Consider the following 23993-nt stretch of genomic DNA (forward strand, 5'->3'; position numbering starts at 1 on the left):
GGTCAGGCCCCCAGCTTCTTGCGGTTGGCGCGGGCGACGGCCGCCTGCACGGCCCCGATGAGCAGCAGGAGCAGGAGCATGACCCAGGCGACCGCGGCCGCCCGACCGAGCTGGCCGTTGGGCCAGCCGAGCTCGTACAGGTACAGGCTCAGCGTCTGGTACTGGTGCGCCGAGCCGCCGCTGACGCCGACGCCGCCGCCGAAGAGCAGCGGCTCGCCGAAGAGCTGGGTGGCGCCGATGGTGGAGACCACGATGGTGAAGAGGATGGTCGGCCGGATCGACGGGATCGTCACGCTGACGAACTGCCGCCAGCGGGAGGCGCCGTCGATGGCCGCGGCCTCGTAGAGGTCGCCGGGGACGGCCTGCATGGCGGCCAGGTAGATCAGGGCGTTGTAGCCGGTCCACCGCCAGGTCACGATGGCCGAGATGGCGATCTGGGCCGGCCACTTGCCCGCCTGCCAGTCGACCTTGCCGAAGCCGAACCAGCCCAGCACCTCGTTGACGATGCCGGCGTCGTAGCCGAAGAGCTGCACGAAGACCAGCGAGGCGGCGGCGATGGAGGTCGCGTACGGGGCCAGGATCGCCACCCGGAAGAAGGTGCGGGCCCGCAGCTGGTAGTTGAGCAGGTGGGCGAGGCCCAGCGCCATCATCAGCTGCGGGACGGTGGAGATCACACCCAGGGTGAAGGTGTTGGCCAGCGCCCCCCAGAACTGGTCGCTGTCCCAGAGCCGGGTGTAGTTGTCGAAGCCCCGCCAGTCGCCCGTTCCGCTCTCGCCGAGGGAGAGCCGGTGCAGGGAGATCCAGCCGGTGTAGATCAGGGGGAACAGGCCGAAGGCCGCGAAGCAGGCGAAGAAGGGGGCGACGTACGCGTAGGGCGACGCCTTGAGGTCGAGGCGGTAGAGCCTGCTGCGCCACGACGGCCCCGGTGAGGGCGGGGCGGGGCGGTGGGCGGCGGGCGGGGTCTGCGGCGGGCCGCCGCCTGCCGTCGTCACGGAGGTGGCCACGAGTGGCGTCCTTCCCGGGCGTGTCGGTCCGGGCGTCGAGGGCCCGGACGGGTCTGGCGGTGCGTCGGGTCCGGCGGTGGGCCGGCCCCGGCGGTGCGTCGGCGGGGGCGGGCCGCCCGGCCGGGGACGTGCGCCCCGGCCGGGCGGCCTCCTCACCGCCTGCGGCTGCGGCGGGTGAGGGCCTGCCCGCCGGCTAGCTGTCGGTCTTCTCCTTGACGTTCGACACGACGTTCTCCCAGGCCTTGGCCGGGTCGGTGCCGTGCTGCTCGATGTCCAGCAGGCCGTTCTTGGTGATGATGTCCTTCACCTGGCCGTCCCACGGGCCGACGGGCGCCGGGGTCACGGACTTGGCGATCTCGGAGTAGATCTTCCCGGTGGGCGCGTTGCCGAAGTACGGCTGCGTGGCGTTCTGCACCTCGGGGGAGTCCAGGCCCGCCTTGGTGGAGGGGATGTTGCCGAACTTGGCGAAGATCTTCGCCTGCTGCTCGGGCGCGGTGAGCCACGCGGCGAGCTTGGTCGCCTCCTCCTGGTGCTGGCCCGCCTTCGGCACGCCGAGGAAGGAGCCGCCCCAGTTGGCGGGGACGGGCGCCGCCGCGATGTCCCACTTCCCCTTGCCGGTGTCGCCGGCGTTCGTCTGGATGATGCCGGTCATCCAGCTGGGGCAGGAGATGGTGGCGAACTTGCCGTTCTTGAAGCCCGCCGCCCAGGTGCCGCCCTCGTCGAACTGCTGCAGGCGGGCGCTCAGCCCGTCCTTGATGGTCTGGACCGCGGTGTCCCAGGCCAGCTTCACGCCGGGGCTGTCCTTGTAGACGAGGTTGCCCTGGCCGTCGGAGTACTGCTGCGGCTGGCTGGAGACCACGGCGTTGAAGACGCCGCCGGAGGAGTCCACGAACTTGCTGCCCGCCGGGGCCTTCGCCTGGAACTGCCGGCCCACCGCGAGGTACTTCTCCCAGCTGCCGGCCCACAGCTTGCCGACGGCCTCGCGGTCGGTGGGCAGCCCGGCCTTGGCGAAGAGGTCCTTGCGGTAGCAGACCGCCATCGGGCCCACGTCGGTGCCCAGGCCGATGGTCTGGCCGCCGCTGGTGGTGGCCTGCTTCCACTTGTAGTCGACCCAGGTGGAGGGGGAGACACCCGGCGCCTTGCTCAGGTCCGTGAACTTGTCGTACAGCTTCGAGGTGGCCTCGGCGATGTAGCCGACCTCGATGGCCTGGATGTCGTCCACGCCGCTGCCGCTCGCCAGGTGCAGCTTGAGGGCGTCCCAGTACTTCTGTGCGTCGGTGTTGTTGTCCTGGACGATCTTGATGTTGGGGTGGGCCTTCATGTACTCGTCGTACAGGCCCGCCTCGGCGTAGCCGAACTGGCCGAAGGTGCCGATGCGCAGCGTCATGGCGCCGCCGCTGCTCCCGCCGCCCTTGGGGTCGCCGCCCTTGTCGCCGCTGCTGCCGCAGCCGGTGGCCAGGGCCGCGCAGGCCGTGAGTCCCGCGACCGCGGCCAGCAGGGTTCTGCGGCTGCGGGGGCTGCTTGTGGTGCGCATTCCACTCTCCTAGGTCCAGGGTGGGTCCGGGGTGCGCCACAACGGCCCGGAGGCCGTGCGGATCGTGGCGTGACGGGATGGTGCGGAGGAAGGGTGCTGTCGGCGCTGTCCTCGCGGTCGTTTCACCGCTAGTGTGTGGGAGCGCTCCCACGAGGCATGTCGGAAGACTCCTGCCTCGGGGGGGTGGGTGTCAAGGGTTGGCGTCGCTTCCGTTGCGCGAGCGTGTCCGGCACGTCACGCGTCCGTGTCCCGCCGAGGGCCTGCCGACGGCCTGTCGCGGGCCCGCCGGCCGGGGCGGCCCGTGCCGGAACCCCCGGCCGCGGCCGCCGCCGCGCAGCTCAGGGCGGCGGTCCGGGGCAGGAGCGGCGACATCCGTTCGCGGACCGGCCACAATGAGGCCAGCCCGCGTCCGCCGAGTCCGAGAGGTGAACCATGAGTCATGCCGCGCAGCGTCCCGCGGGCCCTGCGGTGAGGGGCGGCGGCCGCCCCACCCTGGAGGCCGTGGCCGCCCTGGCCGGCGTGGGCCGCGGGACCGTCTCCCGCGTCATCAACGGCTCCCCCCGGGTGAGCGACCGGGCGCGCGAGGCGGTGGAGCAGGCCATCGCCGAACTCGGCTACGTCCCCAACCGGGCCGCCCGCACCCTCGTCACCTCCCGCACCGACTCCATCGCCCTCGTGATCCCGGAGACCGAGACCCGCCTCTCCTCCGAGCCGTTCTTCAACGACATCATCCGCGGCGTCTCCGCCGAGCTGGCCGACACCGACATGCAGCTGCTGCTCATCCTCGTCCGCACCGACAAGGAGCGGGACCGGCTGGCCACCTACCTGGCCGCCCACCGGGTCGACGGCGTCCTGATGGTCTCCGTCCACGAGGACGACCCCATCCCCGGCCTGCTGGAGCGCATCGACATGCCGTCCGTGCTCGTCGGCCGCCGCTCCGAGCTGGAACCGCTGTCGTACGTCGACGCCGACAACGCCGGGGGCGCCCGCATGGCGGTGCGGCACCTGCTGCGGCGCGGCTGCACCCGGATCGCCACCGTCACCGGCCCCCTCGACATGGAACCCGCCCGCGCCCGCCTCGCCGGCTACCGCAAGGCGCTGGAGGAGGCCGGCCTCGGCGGCGACGAGGACCTGGTCGGCCGCGCCGACTTCACCGAGAGCGGCGGCCGGGAGGCGATGCGCGGCCTGCTCGGGCGGCGGCCGGACCTCGACGCCGTCTTCTGCGCCTCGGACGTGATGGCCGCCGGCGCCCTCCAGGTGCTGCGCGAGGCCGGGCGGCGGGTGCCGGAGGACGTGGCGGTGATCGGCTTCGACGACTCGATCATCGCCCGGCACACCGACCCCCCGCTGACCAGCGTCCGCCAGCCGATCGAGGAGATGGGCCGCACCATGGCCCGGCTGCTGCTGGAGGAGGTCTCCGAGGAGGGGCGGGCCCGGCGGCAGGTGGTGCTGGCGACCGAGCTGGTGGTGCGGGCCTCCGCCTGACCGGGGGTGCGGGATGCCGGGCGGCGTGCGCGGGATCGCGTGCGCGGGACGGCGTGCGCCGACCGCGGGTCGCGGGTCGCGGGTCGCGGGTCGCGGGTCGCCGGGTACGGCCCGGTGGCCCGCACCGTGTCCCGCGAGTGCCGCGAGTGCCGCGGGTGCCGCGGGTGCCGCGGGTGCCGCGGGTGCCGCGGGTGTGCGGGCGCGGGGCCGCCGCGCCGCGGCCGTGGGCCGGGGCTGTGGGCCGCGCGCTCCCGGGCGCGGGGTGGTGCCGGACGGGCCGTTCCGCTGCCGGGCGGCTGCGCGTAGCGTGGGGCGGAGGGGGAGCGGTGCTCCCGCGCCGCACGGTGGATACGGAGGCCCGTGATGCTGGGCGTGGATGTGCTCGCCGGACTGCTCGCAGCCGGTGCCGTGTGGGTCGCCCTGGGCGTCCGGGTGGTCCAGCAGTTCGAGCGGGGCGTCGTGTTCCGGTTCGGCCGTGTCCACAAGGTGGTGCGCGATCCGGGGCTGCGGCTGCTGGTGCCGGTCGCCGACCGGCTGCGCAAGGTGAACATGCAGATCGTGACCATGCCGGTCCCCGCCCAGGAGGGCATCACCCGTGACAACGTGACCGTCCGGGTCGACGCGGTGATCTACTTCAGGGTCGTCGACCCCGTGCTGGCCACCGTGAACGTGCAGGACTACATGTTCGCGATGCTCCAGGTGGCGCAGACCTCGCTGCGGTCGATCATCGGCAAGAGCGAGCTGGACGACCTCCTCTCCAACCGCGAGGAGCTCAACCAGGGCCTCGCCGTGATGATCGACAGCCCGGCGCTGGCCTGGGGCGTCCACATCGACCGGGTGGAGATCAAGGACGTCGCGCTGCCCGAGTCGATGAAGCGCTCGATGGCCCGGCAGGCGGAGGCGGACCGGGAGCGGCGCGCGAGGATCATCACCGCCGACGGCGAGTACCAGGCGTCCCAGCGGCTCTCCGAGGCCGCGAAGATCATGGCGGAGACGCCGGCCGCGCTGCAGCTGCGGCTGCTGCAGACGGTGGTGGAGGTGGCCGCCGAGAAGAACTCCACCCTCGTGCTGCCCTTCCCGGTGGAGCTGCTGCGCTTCCTGGAGCGGGCCACGCCGGGCGACGTGTTCCAGGCGGCCGCCGGGGCGGCGGCGGCCGGGGCGGCCCCCTCCGCCGCCCCGGCCCCCGCGCAGAGCGGTGCCGGAGGCCCGGACAGGACGGCGGGGACGGCGCCCGCCGAGGCCCCCGCGCCGTTGGACGGCGCCGGGCACCCGCAGCTCGCGCCGCTTCCCGACCTGTCCGTCCCCCCGGACCTCGTCGAGCGCACCGAGCCCACGGAGCCCACGAACCGGTAGCCGCGCCGCCGGGCGGCGGACCGGCTCCCGGCCCGGCCCCGTGGGCCCGGTCCTGCGCGCCTGGTCCCGTGGGCCGGGGACCAGGGGCTGGGGATCAGGAGTTGGGGCGCAGCGTCCAGACGACGGTCATCTCGCCGGTGACGGCCCCGTCCTCGCGCGTGATCTCCACGGTGACGGGGAACTCCGGCCGCTCGCCCCGGTCCAGTTCGGCCACCACGTCCGCCGCCGGGCGTCCGAGCACCGCGGTGGCGGTGACCGGGCCCATGGCGAGCTTCCGGTAGGCGATCTCGGCCCGCACGGCCAGCGGCACGGCTCGCGAGAGCTGGTCGCTGAAGGCGGCCAGCACGATGCAGCCGCTCGCCGACTCGGCCAGGGTGAACATCGCGCCGGCGTGCGGGCCGCCGACGTGGTTGTGGTAGTCCGGCTGGTCGGGCAGGCGGAGCACGGCCCGCTCCGGGGACGTCTCCAGGTACTCCAGCCCGAGGGTGCGGGCCATGGGCACGGTGGCTGCCAGCAGTTCGCCGATCGAGGGCGTGGTTCCGGTCATGGGGCGGATGTTACCAGCGGGTAGCTTGAGGTGGGCGGCCCGTGCCCGCATCCGTGCGAGCCCCCGGGCCGCCGCCCTCCCGGACCACTGTCGGCGACGGGCCCCCGGCGGCCCGTGCCGGCTGTTCCCCCGTCTCCTCCCGGGCCGGTCGAGCTGTCGAGGCGTCACGGCTGTGCCGTCGCACCTGCCGTGGCCGTCGTTGCCGTCGTGGGCTGTCGTGGGCCGCAGGGGCCGCGGTGTCCGGGCCGGGGCGGGCTCCGGCATGTGGGGCCGGGTGCGGAGGCGGTGCTCCGGCCGCGCGGCCGCTGCGGACTGCCCGGGTTCCGTCGGCGCGGCCGCTGCGGGCAGGGGGGCCGGTGGCGCCGGGGAAAGCGAAGGGCCCCGGCCGGTCTCCCCGGCCGGGGCCCTTCTTCATGGGGTGAGCGACGGGACTTGAACCCGCGGCCCCCGGGACCACAACCCGGTGCTCTACCAGCTGAGCTACGCCCACCATGTGTCCGGACCGCTCCGCGTTCCGACGTGGATAACTCTACAGGATCGGCGGGGGTGCTCGCGCCAGCCTTTCCGCGCGTCCGCCCCGCGGTTCCGCGTCCGCCCCGTGGTCCCGTCCCGCTGCCCGGGCCGCAGTGCCGGGCCGCAGTGCCGGGCCGCCGGGACGGCGCCGCGGCCTCCCGCGCCTCGGCACCGCCGTGGCGGGCGCGGGACGCGGGAGGCGGTGCGCGGAGCCGATCAGGACGGCGGGAGCACGTGCTTCGCGGCGATGGACCGCGCCGTGTCGCTGTCCGGGCCGGGCTGCGGCACGAACACCGCCTCGCGGTAGTAGCGCAGTTCGGCGATGGACTCCCGGATGTCGGCGAGCGCCCGGTGGTTGCCGTTCTTCTCGGGGCTGTTGTAGTACGCCCGCGGGTACCAGCGGCGCGCCAGCTCCTTGATCGAGGACACGTCCACGATCCGGTAGTGCAGGTGCGCCTCCAGCCCGGGCATGTCGCGGGCGAGGAAGCCGCGGTCGGTGGCCACCGAGTTGCCGCAGAGAGGGGCCTTGCCCGCGTCCGGCACGTGCTCCCGGACGTAGGCGAGCACCCGGGCCTCGGCCTCCGCGAGGGTCGTGCCGGCGTCGAGCTCGTCGAGCAGCCCTGAGGCGGTGTGCATCTGACGCACCACCTCGGGCATGCCCGCCAGCGCCTCGGCGGGCGGCCGGACCACGATGTCCACGCCCTCGCCGAGGATGTTGAGCTCGGAGTCCGTGACCAGCGCGGCGACCTCGACCAGGGCGTCCTGGGCGAGGTCGAGGCCGGTCATCTCACAGTCGATCCATACCATCCGGTCGTTCACATGTCTCACCCTACGGCGCGGTCGCGCTGGCCGGGGAGCGCACGCGCCTGCCGGGCCTCCGCGGCCGGGGGACCGGCCGCCTGCCGGTCCGCCCCGCCGGGGCGCTCCGGTCGCTCCGGGGGGTCCGGCCGGTCCGAGCGGTGGCCGCGCCCGCGGGCGCCCGGCTGGGGGCGCCCGTCGTCCGCCGCCGCGTGGTCCGGTAGCGCGGAGGGCGGGGCGGACCGGCCGATCCGCTCGCCCGGCTGCCAGGGCTGCCCCGCGGAACCCTGCGGGCCGGGGTGGGCGGCCTGCCCGGGCAGACCGCCGCCCCCGCCGTTCGGGTACTGCCCCGGGGGCGCCGCCGACGTCCGGTCGCCCGGCGTGGACTGCTGCGGCACCGCCGAGGCCGCCTGCGGGCGCCGGGAGCGGAAGTTGGTCCGGTAGACGGCGGGGGAGACCCCGAGCTGGCGTCGGAAGTGCCCGCGCAGCGCCACCGGCGAGCGGAACCCGCAGCGGCGCGCGACCTCGTCCACCGACAGGTCGGACGTCTCCAGCAGCCGCTGGGCCTGCAGCACCCGCTGGGTGATCAGCCACTGCAGCGGGGCGCTGCCGGTCAGCGACCGGAAGCGGCGGTCGAAGGTGCGGCGGCTCATGTACGCGCGGGCTGCCAGCGCCTCCACGTCGAACTGCTGGTTGAGGTTCTCCAGGGCCCAGGTCACGACCTCGGCGAGCGGGTCGTTCCCGATCTCCTCCGGTAAAGACCTGTCGATGTACTGGGCCTGCCCCCCGGGCCTGCGGGCGGGCACCACCAGGCGGCGGGCCAGCGCGTTGGCGGCCTCGGCGCCGTGGTCGGTGCGCACGACGTGCAGGCAGAGGTCGATGCCGGCGGCCGTGCCGGCGGACGTGAGGACGTCGCCGTCGTCGACGAAGAGCTCCCGCGGGTCGACGTGCACCCGCGGGTAGCGCTTGGCGAGCGTCGGCGCGTACATCCAGTGGGTGGTGGCCGGGCGGCCGTCCAGCAGGCCCGCCGCGGCCAGCACGAACGCGCCGGTGCACAGGCCGATGATCCGCGCCCCCTCCTGGTGGGCCTTGCGCAGGGCGGCTATCGCCTCGGACGGGGGCGCCTGGGAGATCGAGCGCCAGGCGGGCACCACGATCGTCCCGGCCCTGGCCAGTGCGTCCAGCCCGTACGGGGCGGTCAGGGTCAGGCCGCCGGTGGTGGCGAGCGGGCCGTCCTCGCCCGCGCACACCAGCAGGCGGTAGCGGGGGACGCCCGCGTCCTGGCGGTCCACGCCGAAGACGGAGAGGGGGATGGACGACTCGAAGATCGGGGCCCCGCCGAAGATCAGCACGGCGACGGTCTCCCGCCGCCGGCGCCCGGAGAGCTTGCGGAACGCGCCGGAGGGCGCCGCGGCCGCGCCCGGCCGTTCCGGGGGTGCTCCGGTGCCGGGGGAGGCGGCACCCGGACCGGCCGGCCCGGCGGCGTGGCCCGTGACCGGGGCGGCGGACCCCGCCGCGGAGGAGGGCGAGCCCGGATGTGCGGGCGTGCCGGCAGCTCTCGGGTCACCGCCCGCGGGGCGGGACGGGCCGCCGGCACCGTCCAGCGCTGCGCCGCTCCTGCTCACCCTGCTCAAGGCGCTCAAGCCCCCCTACCTCGTGTGGCCCGCGGGCGCCGGTGTCCGCGGTGCCCCGCGGCGTCCCGGGGACGCGCCGCCGCGCCCCGTGCCGCCACCGGGATCCGCGGTGTCAAGGATGCCCGTCCCGTCCTGCTCCAGCACTGCTCGCTCCCCCGGCGCCAGCCAAGATCGAATCTACTGGTTCCGGACCGGCCGTTGCGACACCTTCACCGCCCAACGTTATGTCGACATGGCAATTTGGCGTGATGCATTCGATCACGAAGCGTGGCATCCGTGGGCCCCGCTGGGAAGAGGGCGTTCCGTCGGGTGGCTTGTTGTCGCACGGCGGGCGGGGTGCGGACGGCCGCACCGCCATGGTGCCTCACCCTCTGGGCTGCGTATATGTTCAAAACCTTTTACCTGTGCGGAAGTTGACCGAAAACCGGCGTTGCGGGACGCCGTCCGCGGTAGTTCGATGGTGCGCCCGCGCGGGCGCGGGCGGATCCGGTGCGCACCGGCACGCGCGGGGGCGCCCGCCGCGCCTCGGTGTACCGGTGCCGGCGCCGCCCGGCCGGCGTTCTCCGGCCATCGGCGGCTCGTCGGACCGTGTCACCGGCCGGTGCGTCCCGCCGGCCCGATCCGGGGGCCCGATCCGGGGGCGCGGCCCGGCGTCGCGGGCCGGGGCGGCCGAGTGGCGGGGCCGGCCGGGTCGCCCGGTGCGGCGCCCGGCGGCCGCCGTCCGGGGCTAGGGTCTGCGGCATGGACAGCCGCATGCCCGTGGAGGCCGCCCATCGCAACGCGGCCGGCTTCTGGCTCGCCCGGGCGCGGGCGCTCGGCCTGCCGACCCGCACCGCGGCGGGATGGACGGCGGTGCGCGCCGCTCCCGGCGGTGCGGACGCGCACCGCCTCGTGGTCACCCGGCCGTACGGGGACGCCGCCGCGCTGGCCGGGGAGCTCGCCGGGCTGGTCCGCGAGTGGGGTGCGGGCCAGGCCTGCGTCGAGGACCCCTACGGCGGACTGGACCTGGCCCCGTTCGGCTTCGAGGCCGCGATCCCGCAGCCGGTGATGATGCGTCAGCCGGACGCGTCCGCGCCGGGGAACACCTGCCGGGCCGCGCCGGCGAACGCCCCCCGGGCCGCGCCGCGGACGGCCGACGGCACCGCGTGCGTCCGGCGGGACGCCGTGGAGGTCCGCGAGGCGGTGGACGGCGCCGCACTGGCGGACGCGGAGCGGGTCGTCGCCGAGGGGTTTCCGCTGACGGGGAGGCTGCCGTGGCGGAGCGGTGCGCTCCTCCCCGAGGCGCTCCTGCGCGAACCGGGCTGGCGTGCCTGGCGCGCCGACCGCGGGGGTGTGCCGGCCGGAGCGTGCGTCAGCTTCGACGACGGGTCGGCCGTGGGGCTGTACTGGGTGGCGACCCTGCCCGCGCACCGGTCGCGGGGTGTGGCGCGCGCGCTGGTGCGGGCGGTGCTCGACGCCCATCCGGGGCGGACGGCCGTCCTCACGTCGACGCTCCTGGGGGAGCCGCTCTACCGGAGGGCGGGGTTCACCGAGCGGGGGCTCTCCCGCTGGTGGCGTCACCCGGCGAGCCCCCCTGCCCTCGCACCCGCCGTCGCGCCCGCCGCCACCGGGCGGTAGGAGGGCCGGCCGCCGCTGCCCGGCAGGGCGGCCGGGGCGGCGAAGCGGGTCCGGGCCGGCGGCGCCGTCCTGGCCGGGGCGGCGGCTCCGCGGGCGGTGGGGAGGCCACCGGCGGGGGAGGGGGCGGCGGAGGGCGCCGGGCGGGCGCTGAGCACCATGCCGACGGCTTCGGGCAGGCCGGACGCGGACAGCGTGGGGTGGTACCCCAGCTCGGGCCACGGGCGGCCGTGGTGCAGCCAGACGCTCTGCAGTCCGCTGAGGCTCGCGCCGGCGATGTCGGCGGGCGCGTGGTCGCCGACCATCCAGGTGCGGGCCGTCCACGCGCCGTCGGTGGGGACGCCGCAGCGGCGGGCGGCGATGCGGAAGATCTCCGGGTCGGGTTTGGCGAATCCGGCCTCCTCCGAGATCACCCAGCCGTCCACCAGGGCGGCCAGGCCCGTGCGGCGGATCTTCTCCAGCTGGGGGGCCGTGCCGCCGTTGCTGACGATGCCGAGCGTCCAGCCCGCGGCACGGGCGGCGCGCAGGGCGGCGAGGTGGGGGGCGGGGCAGTGGATGTGCGCGTTGATGCCGCGGCGGTAGTGGGCGAGGAGGGTGTCGAACGTGGCGTCCAGGCCGTAGCGCTGCCGCAGGGCGCCGAGCAGGGTGCCGCGGGGGACGAACCCGCTGCCGTCGAGGGTGGTCAGCCAGCCGATGTCCTGGGGCGGCAGGCCGTGCTCCGCGAGGAAGTCCCGTGCCCAGCCCCGGAAGGCGGCGTCCCGGGGCAGCAGGGTGTTGTCGAGGTCCATCAGCAGCAGCGGCATGCGCCGCATGGTGCCAGCGGCGGCGGTCATGCATCCGGCACTTGCCGCCGAGCGGCCGGAAGCGCGGCCGGAAGGCCGCGGGCATGGCCGGAATGCCGCCTGTCGCCGGCCCCCGGCACGGTGGCGCACCACGGGGACAGGCGCTGTTGCGCTTCGATCCGTGCTCCGGCATCCTCCTGTCAACCTCAGGGAACGGGGCGGCGGGGTGAAGTCCCTGCCCGCTGCGGGGGGACGTGGGCGCGACGGCGCGCACACGCCCGCGCACGGCGGCTGCAGAGTCTCTCCGCGCTCCGCACCTGGGCGGGAACGCCCTGTCGCCGTACTCTGGAAGGGAGAAGTCGCGCAGTCGCGCCGCGGCCTTCCGGGCCGGGCCCCGTGCCGCATGCGGCGTCCTGCTGCCACCCTCCGCCGCGCCCTCCCCAGCCGTCCCCCCTCTCGCCGAGAATCCCGAGTCATGGCCGCTCACGAGCCCCACAAGCCCGCCGACGGCGACCCCGCCGCCCGGCCGACGGGGCCTTCCGCCTCCACGGGGGAGCCCTCCGCCGCCGATCCGCGCCGGGCGGCCGAACCGCGCAGGCACAGGTCGAAGCCGAGGCAGAAGCCCGGCGCCCTGCCCCACGTCCAGGAGCCGTTCGGAGAACCGCAGTCCGTCCACGCCTGCGATCCCGCCTTCCAGCACGGGGTCGTGGTCGGCTTCGACGGCTCGCTGTCCAGCGAGCGGGCCCTCGCCTACGCCGTCGGCATGGCCCGCCGCTCCGGTTGCGGACTGGTGATCGTGCACGTCGCCAACCGGCTGCCGGCGACGGTGTGGGCGGGCTGCGAGCCGCCGGTCTTCGTGGACGTCCCGGACCACCGCACCGAGGTGCTCGGACTGGAACTCGCCTGCTCCGACTACCTGGCCGACGTGCCGTGGGTCCTGGTGGAGCGCGGCGGCGACATCTGCCACGAGCTGGAGGAGGTCGGGCGGGAGTACGCCGCCGACGCCATCGTGGTGGGCAGCACGCACGGCCTGGTCGGCAAGATCTTCGGTTCCGTGTCGGGGCGGCTGGCCCGCCGGGCCAACCGCCCGGTCGTCGTCATCCCCTGAGGGGCCGGGGGACGGTCCGCCGGCGGTCCTGACGGGCCGTCCCCCGGCCCGTCGGGCCGCTCCATGGCCCGCCGCGGCCCGCGGCCCGCGGCGGGCCACGGGCCCGGTGCTCCCGGCGCCCCCCCGCCCCTCCGCTCCGCCCTGCGGGGGGCGCGCCGACGGTCCGTCACGGGGTCATGCCGAGCTCCCTCGCGATGAGCATGCGCTGGACCTCCGAGGTGCCCTCGCCGATTTCGAGGATCTTGCAGTCCCGCCAGAAGCGGGCGACCGGGAACTCGTTCATGAAGCCGTAGCCGCCGTGGATCTGCGTGGCCTCCCGGGCGTTGACCACCGCGGCGTCGGAGGAGTGGAGCTTGGCGATCGCGGCCTCCTTCTTGAACGGCTCGCCGTGGAGCAGCCGGGACGCGGCGTCCCGCCAGGCCAGGCGGGAGGTGTGTGCGCGCATCTCCATGTCGGCGATCTTGAACTGGATGGCCTGGTTGGCGCCGATGGCGCGGCCGAAGGCGTGCCGCTCCGAGGCGTAGGACAGCGACTGGTCGACGCACCCCTGGGCCAGGCCGGTGGCCAGGGCTGCGATGGCGATCCGCCCCTCGTCGAGGATGCGGAGGAACTGGGCGTACCCGCGGCCGGGCTCGCCGAGCAGGTTGGCGGCCGGGACGCGGCAGTCGGTGAAGGAGAGCTCCCGGGTGTCCGAGGCGTTCCAGCCGACCTTCGAGTACTTCTTCGACACGGTGAAGCCGGGTGTGCCGACGGGGACGATGATGGACGAGATCGCCGGCCGGGTCGAGGCCCTCCCGCCCACTTCACTCGAACGGGTGGCCGGTTCGGTGAGGGCGGTCACGGTGACCAGGCCCGTGATGTCCGTCCCGGAGTTGGTGATGAAGCACTTGGTGCCGTTGATCACCCACTCCCCGGTCGCCTCGTCCAGCCGGGCCGTGGTCCGGGTCGCGCCCGCGTCCGAGCCGCCCTCCGGCTCCGTCAGGCCGAAGGCCCCCAGCATCTCGCCGGAGCAGAGCCGGGGCAGCCACTCCCGCTTCTGCTCCTCGGTGCCGAACCGGTACACCGGCATCGCGCCCAGCGACACCCCGGCCTCCAGGGTGATCGCCACCGAGGAGTCCACCCGGGCCAGCTCCTCCAGGGCCAGGCAGAGCGCGAAGTAGTCGCCGCCCATGCCGCCGTACTCCTCGGGGAACGGCAGCCCGAACAGGCCCATCCGCCCCATCTCCCGCACGATCTCGTACGGGAACTCGTCGTGCTCGTAGTAGTCGCCGATCTTGGGTGCGACGACGTCGTTCGCGAACTCGGCGACCGTGCGCCGCAGGTCCTCGTACTCGGAGTCGAGCCGGTGGTCGAGCATGGTGACGCTCCTGGGCCTCTTGGGGGTGGCGAGGGTGGGGGAGGCCGCGGCGGGGTCCCCGCCGCGGCCGGCGGGGCGGGTCAGCCCCCGGTCAGGGCGCGCACCGTCCGCGAGGGACTGGGGCGGCCCAGGTGCCCGGCGAGCCAGACGCTGGTGTCGGCGAGGGCCCCGAGGTCCACGCCGGTCTCGATGCCGAGCCCGTGCAGCATCCAGACGAGGTCCTCGGTGGCCAGGTTGCCGGTGGCGCTTTTCGCGTACGGGCAGCCGCCCAGGCCGCCCGCGGAGGCGTCCACCACGGACACGCCCGCCCGCAGCGCGGCGAGCGTGTTGGACAGCGCCTGGCCGTAGGTGTCGTGGAAGTGCACCGCGAGCCGGTCCGGCGCCACCCCCGCCCGCCCCAGCGCCTCCAGCAGCGCCGTGACCTGGCCCGGGGTGGCGACGCCGATGGTGTCGCCGAGGCTCAGCTCGTCGCAGCCCATCTCCAGCAGCCGCCGGCCCGTCGCGACGACCTGGGGGAGCGGCACCCGCCCCTCCCAGGGGTCGCCGAAGCACATCGACAGGTAGCCGCGCACCCGCACGCCCTCCGCCGTCGCGCGCGCCACCACGGGCGCGAACATCTCCAGCGACTCCTCCAGGGAGCGGTTGAGGTTGCGGCGGGCGAAGGTCTCGGTGGCGCTGGCGAAGACCGCGATGTCCGCGACCCCGTGGGCCAGCGCCCGCTCCAGGCCGCGCTCGTTGGGCACCAGCACCGGCAGCCGCAGACCCGGGTGGCGGCCGGGGAGGTCCGCCAGCAGCGGCATCAGCTGCTCCGCGTCCGCGAGCTGCGGCACCCACTTCGGGTGCACGAAGCTGGTCGCCTCCACGGTGCGCAGGCCGGCGGCCGCCAGCCTGGCGACGAACTCCGCCTTCACCTCGACGGGCAGCGGCAGCGCCTCGTTCTGCAGGCCGTCGCGGGCGCCCACCTCGTGGATGCGCACGCGTGCGGGCAGTCCCGGCAGGGGGACGGCCTCGGGGAGTCCGAGGTCCAGCACCGACCCGGTCACCGCGCCGCCTCCGCGGGCCCGCCGTCCGCGGCGGCCGTCCCGTCGTCGCCGTCGCCCGCCGAGACCACGGCGAGCACCTCGTCCATGGACACGCCCGCCCCCTGGACGGCGCGCAGCTGCTCCACCGTGCCGTCGTGCGGGGCGGCGATGACGTGCTCCATCTTCATGGCCTCCAGGACCAGCAGCGGCTGGCCCTTGCGGACCCGCTCGCCGACGGCGGCCTTCACCACGGTGACGGTGCCGGGCATCGGGGCGGTGAGGGTGCCGTGGTGCGCGCCGGGACCGCCGCCCGCCGCGCGCTCCGCGACCGGGTCGTACGGCAGCACCGCCCAGGTGTCGCCGTCCAGGCCGAGCCAGAGGGCGGGCCCGCCCGCGGCGGGGGCGGCGGTGTCGGCGGCGAGTGCGAAGGTGTGTCCGACGCCGTCGAGGGAGACCTCCAGGCGGTGGCCGCGGCGTGCCGCCCTGGCGGTGCGCACGGGTCCGTCGCCGAGCCGTACCTGCAGTTCGGAGGCGTTGCCGGGGCCGTTGTCAGTGGTGGCCGCTACGTTGTCCGTCGAGGTGGGCCGTACCCGCACCTCCACCGGTTCGCCGCCCGGGAGGCGGAGCCGGTGGACGGTCCAGGCGGGCTCGCCGCCCAGCCGCCAGGCGGAGGGCAGGGAGAACGGGTCGGTCCAGCCGCCGGGGGCGGGGGCCGGTGCGAGGGCCAGGTGCCGGGCGAGTGCCGCGGCGCACAGCACGGTGTGGGGGAGCGGGGCCGCGGGAGGGGCTCCGGAGGGTGAGCCGTCGGGCAGGTCGGCGGCGTCGGCCGGGGATGCCAGGAGGTCGGGGGTCTGCTGGACGGTGCGCTCGACCAGGCCGGTGTCGAGTCGCCCCGCGACGACGTCGGGATGCGTGAGGAGCCGGCGCAGGAAGCCGGTGTTGGTGGTCACGCCGAGGATCAGGGTCTCCGCGAGGGCGGCGCGCAGCCTCCGCAGGGCCGTGGCCCGGTCGGGACCGTAGGCGACGACCTTGGCGAGCATGGGGTCGTAGGTGGAGCCGACGAGGGTGTCCGGGGCGAGCCCGGAATCGACCCGGACACCCTCCCCGGTCGGCTCGCGCAGCAGCAGGACGCGGCCTCCGGTGGGGAGGAAGCCGCGTGCCGGGTCCTCGGCGCAGATCCGGGCCTCGATCGCGTGGCCCCGGAAGGAGACGTCCTCCTGGGTGACCGGGAGGCGCTCCCCGGCGGCGATCCGCAGCTGCCACTCGACGAGGTCCGGCCGCCCGGGGCCGGCCGGGCTGTCCAGGCCGCGCACGTGGGCGGCGAGTTCGGTGACCGGGTGCTCGACCTGGAGGCGGGTGTTCATCTCCATGAAGTAGTACGCCGACGGGTCGTCGCCGGGAACGATGAACTCCACCGTGCCCGCGCCGGTGTAGCCGCACGCCTCGGCGGCGCGGACCGCGGCGGCGCCCATGGCGGCGCGGGTGTCCTCGTCGAGGAGGACGGAGGGGGCCTCCTCGACCAGCTTCTGGTGGCGCCGCTGGAGGCTGCACTCGCGCTCGCCCAGGTGCACGGTGGTGCCGTGGGCGTCGGCGAGCACCTGCACCTCGATGTGGCGGGGCCGGTCGATCCAGCGCTCCACCAGGAGCGTGTCGTCGCCGAAGGCGGTCCGGGCCTCGCGCCGGGCGGCGGCGATCTCGTCCGGCAGGGCGGCCGGGTCCCTGACCAGCCGCATGCCCTTGCCGCCGCCTCCGGCGGAGGGCTTCAGCAGCACGGGGAAGCCGATGCCGGCGGCCGCGGCGGCGAGGTCCGCGTCGCTGCGGGCGTCGTCCCGGCTGCCGGGGACGACCGGTACCCCGGCCGCCCGCACCGCCTCCTTGGCGTTGATCTTGTCGCCCATCAGCTCGACCGCGGAGGGAGGAGGACCGACGAAGACCAGGCCCGCCTCGGCGCAGGCGCGGGCGAAGGCCGCGTTCTCGGCGAGGAAGCCGTACCCCGGGTGCACGGCCTGGGCCCCGGTGCGGCGGGCCGCCTCCAGGAGGCGCGGGACGTGCAGGTAGGTCTCGGCCGCACCGGAGTCCGACCGGTCGGGCGGGCCCAGCCGGACCGCGGTGTCGGCCTCCCGCACGTGCGGTGCGTCGGCGTCGGCGTCGCTGTGGACGGCCACTGCGCGCACGCCGAGGCGGCGCAGGGTGCGGATCACCCGGACGGCGATCTCACCGCGGTTGGCGACCAGGACGGTGTCGAACATGGGAGGTGCTCCTCCGATGGCAGGGTAGGCGTGCCGGCGGCCCGTCACGTCGGTGGTCGCTTCGGTGGTCGCTTCGCCGACTGCGTCGTCGGCCGCACCGTTCGGTGTTCCGCCCGGCGATCCGGTCGGCCATCCGGTCGCCCGGCCGGCTCGCGCCCCGGTGGTCACGTCGGTGGTCACGGCCGCCGTCACATCCGGAAGACGCCGTAGGGGCGGGGCTCGGCGAGCGGGGCGTTGGCGCAGGCGGTGAGGGCGAGACCGACCACCGTGCGGGTGTCCTTCGGGTCGATGACGCCGTCGTCCCAGAGCCGCGCGGTGGCGTAGTAGGCGCTGCCCTGCCGCTCGTACTGCTCCCGCACCGGGCGCTTGAACTCCTCCTCCGCCTCGGCCGGCCAGTCGGCCCCCTGGGCCTCCAGCTGGTCGCGGCGGACGGTGGCCAGCACCGAGGCGGCCTGCTCGCCGCCCATGACCGAGATCTTGGCCCCCGGCCACATCCACAGGAAGCGGGGTGAGTACGCCCGGCCGCACATCGAGTAGTTGCCGGCGCCGTAGGAGCCGCCGACCACCACGGTGAGCTTGGGCACCCGGGTGCAGGCCACCGCGGTGACCATCTTGGCGCCGTGCTTGGCGATGCCGCCCGCCTCGTACTGGCGGCCCACCATGAAGCCGGAGATGTTCTGCAGGAAGAGGAGGGGGATGCCGCGCTGGTCGCACAGCTCGATGAAGTGCGCGCCCTTCATGGCGGACTCGGAGAAGAGGATGCCGTTGTTGGCGACGATCCCCACCGGGTGGCCGTGCACCCGGGCGAAGCCGGTGACCAGGGTCGGCCCGTACTCGGGCTTGAACTCGGCGAAGCGGCTGCCGTCCACGATCCGGGCGATCACCTCCCGCACGTCGTAGGGGGTGCGCGGGTCCACCGGGACGGCGCCGTACAGGCCCGCCGGGTCCACCGCGGGCGGCTCGACCGGGGCGACCTCCCACGGCCGGGGCGGCCGCGGGCCCAGGCCGCCCACGACGGAGCGGACGATCGCCAGCGCGTGCGCGTCGTCCTCGGCCAGGTGGTCGGTGACGCCCGAGGTCCGGGAGTGCACCTCGCCGCCGCCCAGCTCCTCCGCGGTCACCACCTCGCCGGTGGCCGCCTTCACCAGCGGCGGGCCGCCGAGGAAGATGGTCCCCTGGTTGCGCACGATCACGGCCTGGTCGCTCATCGCCGGGACGTACGCACCGCCCGCCGTGCAGGACCCCAGCACCGCCGCGATCTGCGGGATGCCGGCGGCCGACATCCGCGCCTGGTTGTAGAAGATCCGCCCGAAGTGGTCGCGGTCGGGGAAGACCTCGTCCTGCATCGGCAGGAACGCTCCTCCGGAGTCGACGAGGTAGATGCAGGGCAGCCGGTTCTCCAGCGCCACCTCCTGCGCCCGCAGGTGCTTCTTCACCGTCATGGGGTAGTACGTGCCGCCCTTGACCGTGGCGTCGTTGGCGACCACGACCACCTCGCGCCCGGCGACCCGGCCGATCCCGGCGACCACCCCGGCCGCCGGTGCCGCACCGTCGTACATCCCGTCGGCGGCCAGCGGGCACAGCTCCAGGAACGGCGATCCGGGGTCCAGCAGGGTGTCCACCCGGTCGCGGGGCAGCAGCTTGCCGCGCGCGGTGTGCCGCTGCCGGGCCCGCTCCCCGCCGCCCAGCGCGGCGGCCGCCAGCTTCCTGCGGAGCTCGCCGACCAGGGCGGTGTGCGCCTCGACGTTGCCCCGGTAGGTGTCCGACCCGGGGTCGGCGGCGGTGCCCAGCCGCGGTGCCGCCGCCTCGGCGGCCCACGTCGGGGGAGCGGCGGCGTACGACGAGAAGACCATGGCCACGAGCTCCTTTGCCCTGCACCGCCACGTTAATTAACGTTAACTTACGCGCCCAGGTTAACCATCGATAACCGCACTGTCTAGGATCGGACCATGTCCCGCACCGACGCCCCCGCCGCGACCCCGCGCCGCGACCAGATCCGCCGCGAGGCCGCCCGGCTCTTCGCCGCCCGCGGCTTCCTCGGCGTCGGCGTGGACGAGATCGGCCGGGCCGTCGGTATCAGCGGCCCCGGCCTCTACCGGCACTTCGCGGGCAAGGACGCCATGCTCGCCGACCTGCTCGTCGGGATCAGCGAGCGCCTGCTGGACGAGGGGCGCCGCCGCGCCGAGGACGCGCCCGGCGCCGCCGCGGCCCTGGACGCACTGGTCCGCGGCCACATCGACTTCGCCCTCGACGACCAGGACCTCATCACCCTCCACGACCGGGAGCTGCTGCACCTGAAGGACGAGGACCGCCGCCGGGTCCGCCGCCTCCAGCGCAGCTACGTCGAACTCTGGGTGGACGTGGTGCGCCGGGCGTTCCCCGCGCCCTCCCCGCTGGCCGCCGAACCCGGGGCCCGCGCCGCCGTCCACGCCGTCTTCGGACTGCTGAACTCCACCCCCCACAGCGCCGTCCGGCGCGGTGCCCAGCCGGCCCTGGGCCGCGACGCCATGGCGGCACTGCTGCACCGGCTCGCCCTGGGCGCCCTCGCGGCGGCCGCCGGGACCGACGGCGGCGCCCCGGCCCCGGTCCAGGCCCCGGTCCAGGCCCTCGACCCGAACCCCGACCCGGCTGCGGTCCCCTCCCCGCCGGACGGCCGTGCCGCCGCCGGGCCGGGCGGCTCCGCCCGGCCTGGCGACCGACCGCTGCCCGGCGGCTGACCCCGGCCCGCGCCGGGCGTCCGGCCCGCAGCGCCCGGCCCGCCCGGCCTGGTCGTCGGCCCGCCCGGCCTGCTCGTCGGCCCGTCCGCTGCGGGCCGCGCCCGGCGGCATCCCGCTACCCGTCCGCCGACGAGGCCGCCGCGGCGGCCTCCCGGTCCGGGCCCTCGGGCGGGACGACCACGCAGAACTCGTTGCCCTCGGGGTCGGCCAGCACCGCCGTGCACCACCCCTCCTCCTCGAAGGGCTCCCGCACCACCCGCGCGCCCAGCGCGCGCAGCCGTGCCAGCTCCGGCTCCATCCCGGCCACCCGCAGGTCGAGGTGCATCCGGTTCTTGCCCGCCTTGGGCTCCGGCACCTGCTGCAGCAGGAGTTCCGGCCGCCGTCCCGAAGGGTCCGTCAGGCTCACGTACGGCGGCTCCCACGGCCCGGCCCGGTAGCCGAGCACCGCCGACCAGAAGCCGGCCAGCGCCTCGGGCTCCGCACAGTCGAGCACCCACACCAGTTGCATTCCTGCCCCTTACCCCGGAATCCGCGTCCTCCGCCGGCACCGCGCCGGCCGCAGCAATGAGATCACCCGGAAGGGTGACTTCCGAGATCGGACCCAACCGGCCCAGCGGCGGCACCGAATAACGGTCATGACAGTCACCCAGGAGCAGCAGGCGCCGCAGGGCGGCCGGACGGCCGGGCCCGGCCGGGCCGCCCGCACGGGCGTCGGCGCCCTGGCGGGCGCCCTGTCCGCGGCATTCGCCCTGGGCGCGGGCGAGCTGGCCGCGGTCCTGACCGGCCCGCAGTCCTCCCCGGTCGTCTCCGTGGGCTCCCAGGCCGTCGACCTCGCCCCGACCCCGCTGAAGGAGTACGCGGTCCGCACGTTCGGCACCCACGACAAGGCGGTGCTGCTCGGCGGGATCTACGCGGTCCTGGTGCTGCTGGCGCTCGCCGCGGGCGTCGCGGCGCTGCGCCGCCCCCGCCTCGGGGTGCCGCTCTTCGCGGTGTTCGGCGCCGTGGGCGTCTGGGCCGCGGTCAGCCGTCCCACCGGCACCGCCGCCTGGAGCGTCCCCTCGCTGGTGGCGGCGGCGTGCGGCGCGGCGGTGCTGCACCTCCTCGTCCGTACCGGCCGGGCCGCCGTCGGCATGGGCGTGGGAGCGGGTCACGCCCGGGCCGCCGGGCCCGGTTCCGGGGCTAAGGGCGGTCCCGGTGCGGCGGACATCCCGGAGGCCGGGGACGCCGCCGCCCCCGAGGAGCGTGCCTCCGGGCCCTCCGGCCCCGGGGAGCGCGGCCCCGAGGCCCCCGTCGCCGCGCCGCCCGCTCCCGCCGCCCTCGACCGGCGCCGCTTCACGGCCGCGGCCGGCGCCACCGCCCTCGACCGGCGCCGCTTCACGGCCGCGGCCGGCGCCACCGCCCTCGACCGGCGCCGCTTCACGGCCGCGGCCGGCGCCACCGCCCTCGCCGCCGCCGGCGCCGGCTTCGGCGGCCGGGCCCTGGACTCGCGCCGGTACGACCGCAGCGCGGCCAGGGAGGCCGTCCGCATCCCCGCCCCCGTCCGCCGCGCTCCCGCCGTCCCCGCGGGTGCGCACCCCCGGGTGCCCGGCCTGTCCCCGCTGTTCACGCCCAACGCCGGGTTCTACCGCGTGGACACCGCCCTGGTCGTGCCGCAGGTCGACCCGCGGGACTGGAGGCTGCGCATCCACGGCATGGTCGACCACGCCGTGGAGATCACCTTCGACGACCTCCTGCGCCGCCCGCTGGAGGAGCACGACCTCACCCTCTCCTGCGTCTCCAACGAGGTGGGCGGCCCCTACGCGGGCACCGCCCGCTGGATCGGCGCGCCCCTCGCGGCCCTGCTCCGCGAGGCGGGGGTGCGGCGCGGCGCCGACCAGCTGGTCAGCCGCTCCGTGGACGGCATGTCCATCGGCACCCCGGTGGACGCGGTGCTGGACGGCCGGGCCGGGATGCTCGCCGTCGCCATGAACGGCGAGGTGCTGCCGGCGGCCCACGGGTTCCCCTGCCGGATGCTGGTGCCCGGCCTCTTCGGCTACGTCTCCGCCACCAAGTGGCTGACGGAGCTGGAGGTGACGACCTTCGACGCCTACGACCCCTACTGGGTCAGGCGCGAGTGGGCGCCGCGGGCGCCGGTGAAGACCGCCTCGCGGATCGAGGTGCCCAAGCCCTTCGCCCGTGTGGCGTCCGGCGCCGTCACCGTCGCGGGCACCGCCTGGGCCACCCACCGCGGCGTCGACGCGGTGGAGGTCAGGGTCGACGGCGGCCCCTGGGCCGAGGCCCGGCTCGCACCGCAGGTCAGCGAGGACGTGTGGCGCCAGTGGACGTGGGACTGGACGGCCCCGCCCGGTACGCACCGCATCGAGGTGCGCGCCACCGACGGCACCGGCGCCGTCCAGACCGAGGCCCGCGCCACCCCCTTCCCGGACGGCGCAACCGGCTGGCACAGCACGGTGGTCACCGTGACCTAGCCGCCCCTTCCCGGGTTGATCCCCCGGGACGTCCCCACGACAACCCCATACCGCGCGGCCGTCCGGCCGCCGGCGTCCCCGCCGCAGCCCGGACGGCACGCCACCCCCATGCCCTGAACGGGCCGGACAGAACCAACCACACCCCTCACCACAGGAGAAGAAGGACATGAACGCCCTGCGCACCACCGCCTCCCTCGTCGCCGCCGGCGCCCTCGCCCTCACCCTCGGCGCGTGCAGCAGCAGCGGCAGCGGCACCAGCGACTCCGCCTCCGCCCCGGCCTCCGCGTCCGCCCCGGCCCCCGAGAGCAGCATGCCGATGGACTCGGCGAGCCCCTCCGCCTCCATGGCCTCGGGTCCGTTCGGTGCGGCCTGCTCCGCGGTGCCCGCCAGCGGTGCCGGCAGCTTCACCGGCATGGCGAAGGACCCGGTGGCCACGGCCGCCTCCAACAACCCGGTGCTCTCCACCCTGGTCACCGCCGTCAAGAAGGCCGGCCTGGTGGACACCCTCAACTCCGCGAAGGACATCACCGTCTTCGCCCCGACCAACGACGCCTTCGCCAAGCTCCCGAAGAAGACCCTCGACGCGGTGCTCGCCGACAAGGCCAAGCTGACCAAGATCCTCACCTACCACGTGGCCCCGGGCAGGATCGCCCCGGAGCAGCTGGCCGGCGAGCACAAGACCCTCGAGGGCGGCTCGGTCAAGGTCGCCGGCAGCGGTGAGGACTTCACCGTCAACGGCAACTCCAAGGTCGTCTGCGGCAACGTGCAGACCTCCAACGCCACCGTCTACATCGTCGACACCGTGCTGATGCCGGCCTCCTGACGCCGGGTCCGCACAGGCGGGGCCGGGCTGCCGACCGCTGGTCGGCAGCCCGGCCCCGCCGTCTGTGCCCCGCCCCGGGGGCCGCGCGTCCCCGTCAGCCGCCCAGGCCCGCCTCGGCCAGCAGGTAGGCGGTCAGCGGCCCGTAGAGCTCGGGGCTTACGTTGTCGTCCAGCGGCACGGTGACCCGCAGCGTCCCCTCGGCCTCGGCGAGGAAGAGCGCCGGGTCGTTGCAGTCGGCGAACCCCACGGTCTCGATGCCCCGCAGGCCCGCGTGGCCCGCCCAGCCGTGGTCGGCGACCACGAGGTCCGGCAGGCCCCCGTCCGCCTCCAGGACGTCCAGCACCGCCCGCATGGGCCCGGGTTCGTGGGTGTGCAGGAGGCGGGAGCCCTCGTGCAGCACCGCCACCCGGTCCACGGCCCGCACCTCCCGCCGGCGCCGGCCGTCCGCGCCGTCCGCGCCGCTCGCGCCGTCCGCGCTGCCCGTGCCGTCCGGCGGCAGCGGCAGGTCCCGCGGCACCACCACCGTGCAGCCCGCCCCGGCGAGCGCCCGGGCCAGTTCCCGGTGGACCGCGAGGACGCCGCCCGGGTGCCCGGTCGCGAACAGCACCCGGGCCCGCCGCCCCACGGCCTCCCGCAGCACCGCCGCCATCCGCTCCAGGGCGTCCGCGCACAGCTCGGCGCCGATGGTGTCCTGCCCGCGCACGTGCCCCGGGTCGGCCACCACGCCGCAGCGCTCCGCCATCACGGCCAGCACCGCGGACTCGTCCGCCCACCGGTCGCCCAGCTCCAGGCCCAGCCAGTAGTAGCGGTCGCCCTCGGCGAGCGCACGGTAGTGGTCGAGGTTGTTCTCCCTGGTCGTCGCCACCTCGCCGGCGATCCGGGACGCCGTCAGGTGGGCCAGGAGCCCGGCCCGGGAGGGGGCGCGCCCGGGTGCGCCCCCGGTGGTCACGTCTGCTGCTTCCGCTGCTTCCGCGTCAGTCGACAT

At 75.7% G+C, this 23993-nt stretch carries 19 protein-coding genes and 1 tRNA gene; 7 read left to right on the forward strand and 13 right to left on the reverse strand.

Annotation, left to right across the window (positions count from 1 at the left end):
- Positions 1-2: 2 nt before the first annotated feature.
- The gene (locus LO771_RS13205; protein WP_230651817.1) at positions 3-1004 is read right to left on the reverse strand and encodes a carbohydrate ABC transporter permease; all 1002 of its coding nucleotides are present in this window, start codon (positions 1002-1004) and stop codon (positions 3-5) included.
- A 193-nt stretch (positions 1005-1197) separates the two neighbouring features.
- Positions 1198-2538 carry an ABC transporter substrate-binding protein gene (locus LO771_RS13210; protein WP_230651825.1) on the reverse strand — a complete coding sequence of 447 codons (1341 nt, stop codon included), beginning with the start codon at positions 2536-2538 and terminating at the stop codon, positions 1198-1200.
- A gap of 432 nt (positions 2539-2970) precedes the next feature.
- Between LO771_RS13210 and LO771_RS13215 the strand changes: the two genes are divergently transcribed.
- The gene (locus tag LO771_RS13215) at positions 2971-4023 is read left to right on the forward strand and encodes a LacI family DNA-binding transcriptional regulator (RefSeq protein WP_230651828.1); all 1053 of its coding nucleotides are present in this window, start codon (positions 2971-2973) and stop codon (positions 4021-4023) included.
- A gap of 363 nt (positions 4024-4386) precedes the next feature.
- A complete protein-coding gene (locus tag LO771_RS13220) occupies positions 4387-5376 on the forward strand; it encodes a slipin family protein (protein WP_374228165.1) in 990 nt (329 codons plus the stop codon).
- Between the two features lie 94 nt (positions 5377-5470).
- On the opposite strand, the gene LO771_RS13225 is transcribed toward LO771_RS13220, so the two are convergent.
- The 4 genes from LO771_RS13225 to LO771_RS13240 all read right to left on the reverse strand — a co-directional run bounded on the left by LO771_RS13225 (position 5471) and on the right by LO771_RS13240 (position 8586).
- On the reverse strand, positions 5471-5923 hold the full coding sequence (locus LO771_RS13225) for a DUF4442 domain-containing protein (RefSeq protein ID WP_230651833.1): 453 nt from the start codon (positions 5921-5923) through the stop codon (positions 5471-5473).
- Between the two features lie 414 nt (positions 5924-6337).
- Positions 6338-6413 (reverse strand) — tRNA-His (locus tag LO771_RS13230).
- 239 nt (positions 6414-6652) lie between these two features.
- Complete coding sequence (gene orn / locus LO771_RS13235; RefSeq protein ID WP_230651837.1) at positions 6653-7255, reverse strand: oligoribonuclease; 603 nt, start codon at positions 7253-7255, stop codon at positions 6653-6655.
- Positions 7256-7260: 5 nt separating this feature from the next.
- Positions 7261-8586: a GlxA family transcriptional regulator gene (locus LO771_RS13240; RefSeq protein ID WP_230651840.1), complete on the reverse strand. Its 1326-nt coding sequence runs from the start codon at positions 8584-8586 to the stop codon at positions 7261-7263.
- A gap of 1023 nt (positions 8587-9609) precedes the next feature.
- On the opposite strand from LO771_RS13240, the gene LO771_RS13245 reads away from it, so the two are divergent.
- On the forward strand, positions 9610-10485 hold the full coding sequence (locus tag LO771_RS13245) for a GNAT family N-acetyltransferase (protein ID WP_230651844.1): 876 nt from the start codon (positions 9610-9612) through the stop codon (positions 10483-10485).
- Here LO771_RS13245 and LO771_RS13250 read toward each other — a convergent pair.
- Positions 10425-11315 carry an HAD family hydrolase gene (locus tag LO771_RS13250; protein WP_230651847.1) on the reverse strand — a complete coding sequence of 297 codons (891 nt, stop codon included), beginning with the start codon at positions 11313-11315 and terminating at the stop codon, positions 10425-10427. The two genes, LO771_RS13245 and LO771_RS13250, sit on opposite strands and share 61 nt — an antisense overlap.
- 424 nt (positions 11316-11739) lie before the next feature.
- Between LO771_RS13250 and LO771_RS13255 the strand changes: the two genes are divergently transcribed.
- On the forward strand, positions 11740-12372 hold the full coding sequence (locus LO771_RS13255; protein ID WP_374228166.1) for a universal stress protein: 633 nt from the start codon (positions 11740-11742) through the stop codon (positions 12370-12372).
- Positions 12373-12538: 166 nt separating this feature from the next.
- Here the strand turns inward: LO771_RS13255 and LO771_RS13260 are convergent, their stop codons facing one another.
- The 4 genes from LO771_RS13260 to LO771_RS13275 form a co-directional block, all read right to left on the reverse strand.
- Positions 12539-13729: an acyl-CoA dehydrogenase family protein gene (locus tag LO771_RS13260; protein ID WP_230651851.1), complete on the reverse strand. Its 1191-nt coding sequence runs from the start codon at positions 13727-13729 to the stop codon at positions 12539-12541.
- A gap of 80 nt (positions 13730-13809) precedes the next feature.
- Positions 13810-14772, reverse strand: coding sequence for a hydroxymethylglutaryl-CoA lyase (locus tag LO771_RS13265; RefSeq protein ID WP_230651853.1), 963 nt, complete (start codon positions 14770-14772; stop codon positions 13810-13812).
- Positions 14769-17000, reverse strand: a complete 2232-nt coding sequence (locus LO771_RS13270) for a biotin carboxylase N-terminal domain-containing protein (RefSeq protein WP_230651856.1) — start codon at positions 16998-17000, stop codon at positions 14769-14771. Before LO771_RS13270 ends, LO771_RS13265 begins: the two co-directional genes overlap by 4 nt.
- Before the next feature lie 188 nt (positions 17001-17188).
- Positions 17189-18853: a carboxyl transferase domain-containing protein gene (locus LO771_RS13275; RefSeq protein WP_230651860.1), complete on the reverse strand. Its 1665-nt coding sequence runs from the start codon at positions 18851-18853 to the stop codon at positions 17189-17191.
- Positions 18854-18949: 96 nt separating this feature from the next.
- Between LO771_RS13275 and LO771_RS13280 the strand changes: the two genes are divergently transcribed.
- On the forward strand, positions 18950-19717 hold the full coding sequence (locus LO771_RS13280) for a TetR/AcrR family transcriptional regulator (RefSeq protein WP_230651863.1): 768 nt from the start codon (positions 18950-18952) through the stop codon (positions 19715-19717).
- 115 nt (positions 19718-19832) lie between these two features.
- Here LO771_RS13280 and LO771_RS13290 read toward each other — a convergent pair whose 3' ends face one another.
- Complete coding sequence (locus LO771_RS13290) at positions 19833-20225, reverse strand: VOC family protein (protein ID WP_230651866.1); 393 nt, start codon at positions 20223-20225, stop codon at positions 19833-19835.
- Positions 20226-20352: 127 nt separating this feature from the next.
- Here LO771_RS13290 and LO771_RS13295 point away from each other — a divergent pair, with 127 nt between their 5' ends.
- Both LO771_RS13295 and LO771_RS13300 read left to right on the forward strand, forming a co-directional pair.
- Positions 20353-22185 (forward strand): molybdopterin-dependent oxidoreductase, encoded by a 1833-nt coding sequence (locus LO771_RS13295; RefSeq protein WP_230651868.1) that lies wholly within the window; start codon positions 20353-20355, stop codon positions 22183-22185.
- A 166-nt stretch (positions 22186-22351) separates the two neighbouring features.
- On the forward strand, positions 22352-23008 hold the full coding sequence (locus LO771_RS13300) for a fasciclin domain-containing protein (protein WP_230651870.1): 657 nt from the start codon (positions 22352-22354) through the stop codon (positions 23006-23008).
- A gap of 94 nt (positions 23009-23102) precedes the next feature.
- Here the strand turns inward: LO771_RS13300 and LO771_RS13305 are convergent, their stop codons facing one another.
- Positions 23103-23993: a phosphatase gene (locus LO771_RS13305; RefSeq protein ID WP_230651873.1), complete on the reverse strand. Its 891-nt coding sequence runs from the start codon at positions 23991-23993 to the stop codon at positions 23103-23105.

The organism is Streptacidiphilus sp. ASG 303 (assembly GCF_020991365.1).
Lineage (GTDB): Bacteria > Actinomycetota > Actinomycetes > Streptomycetales > Streptomycetaceae > Peterkaempfera.

Coding starts and splice junctions, on each gene's coding strand:
- LO771_RS13255 (WP_374228166.1), top strand. CDS start 11,740: ATGGCCGCTCACGAGCCCCACAAGCCCGCCGACGGCGACCCCGCCGCC.
- LO771_RS13215 (WP_230651828.1), top strand. CDS start 2,971: ATGAGTCATGCCGCGCAGCGTCCCGCGGGCCCTGCGGTGAGGGGCGGC.
- LO771_RS13280 (WP_230651863.1), top strand. CDS start 18,950: ATGTCCCGCACCGACGCCCCCGCCGCGACCCCGCGCCGCGACCAGATC.
- LO771_RS13295 (WP_230651868.1), top strand. CDS start 20,353: ATGACAGTCACCCAGGAGCAGCAGGCGCCGCAGGGCGGCCGGACGGCC.
- LO771_RS13225 (WP_230651833.1), bottom strand. CDS start 5,923: ATGACCGGAACCACGCCCTCGATCGGCGAACTGCTGGCAGCCACCGTG.
- LO771_RS13260 (WP_230651851.1), bottom strand. CDS start 13,729: ATGCTCGACCACCGGCTCGACTCCGAGTACGAGGACCTGCGGCGCACG.
- LO771_RS13245 (WP_230651844.1), top strand. CDS start 9,610: ATGGACAGCCGCATGCCCGTGGAGGCCGCCCATCGCAACGCGGCCGGC.
- LO771_RS13305 (WP_230651873.1), bottom strand. CDS start 23,993: ATGTCGACTGACGCGGAAGCAGCGGAAGCAGCAGACGTGACCACCGGG.
- LO771_RS13270 (WP_230651856.1), bottom strand. CDS start 17,000: ATGTTCGACACCGTCCTGGTCGCCAACCGCGGTGAGATCGCCGTCCGG.
- LO771_RS13275 (WP_230651860.1), bottom strand. CDS start 18,853: ATGGTCTTCTCGTCGTACGCCGCCGCTCCCCCGACGTGGGCCGCCGAG.
- LO771_RS13290 (WP_230651866.1), bottom strand. CDS start 20,225: ATGCAACTGGTGTGGGTGCTCGACTGTGCGGAGCCCGAGGCGCTGGCC.
- LO771_RS13300 (WP_230651870.1), top strand. CDS start 22,352: ATGAACGCCCTGCGCACCACCGCCTCCCTCGTCGCCGCCGGCGCCCTC.
- LO771_RS13210 (WP_230651825.1), bottom strand. CDS start 2,538: ATGCGCACCACAAGCAGCCCCCGCAGCCGCAGAACCCTGCTGGCCGCG.
- LO771_RS13250 (WP_230651847.1), bottom strand. CDS start 11,315: ATGACCGCCGCCGCTGGCACCATGCGGCGCATGCCGCTGCTGCTGATG.
- LO771_RS13220 (WP_374228165.1), top strand. CDS start 4,387: ATGCTGGGCGTGGATGTGCTCGCCGGACTGCTCGCAGCCGGTGCCGTG.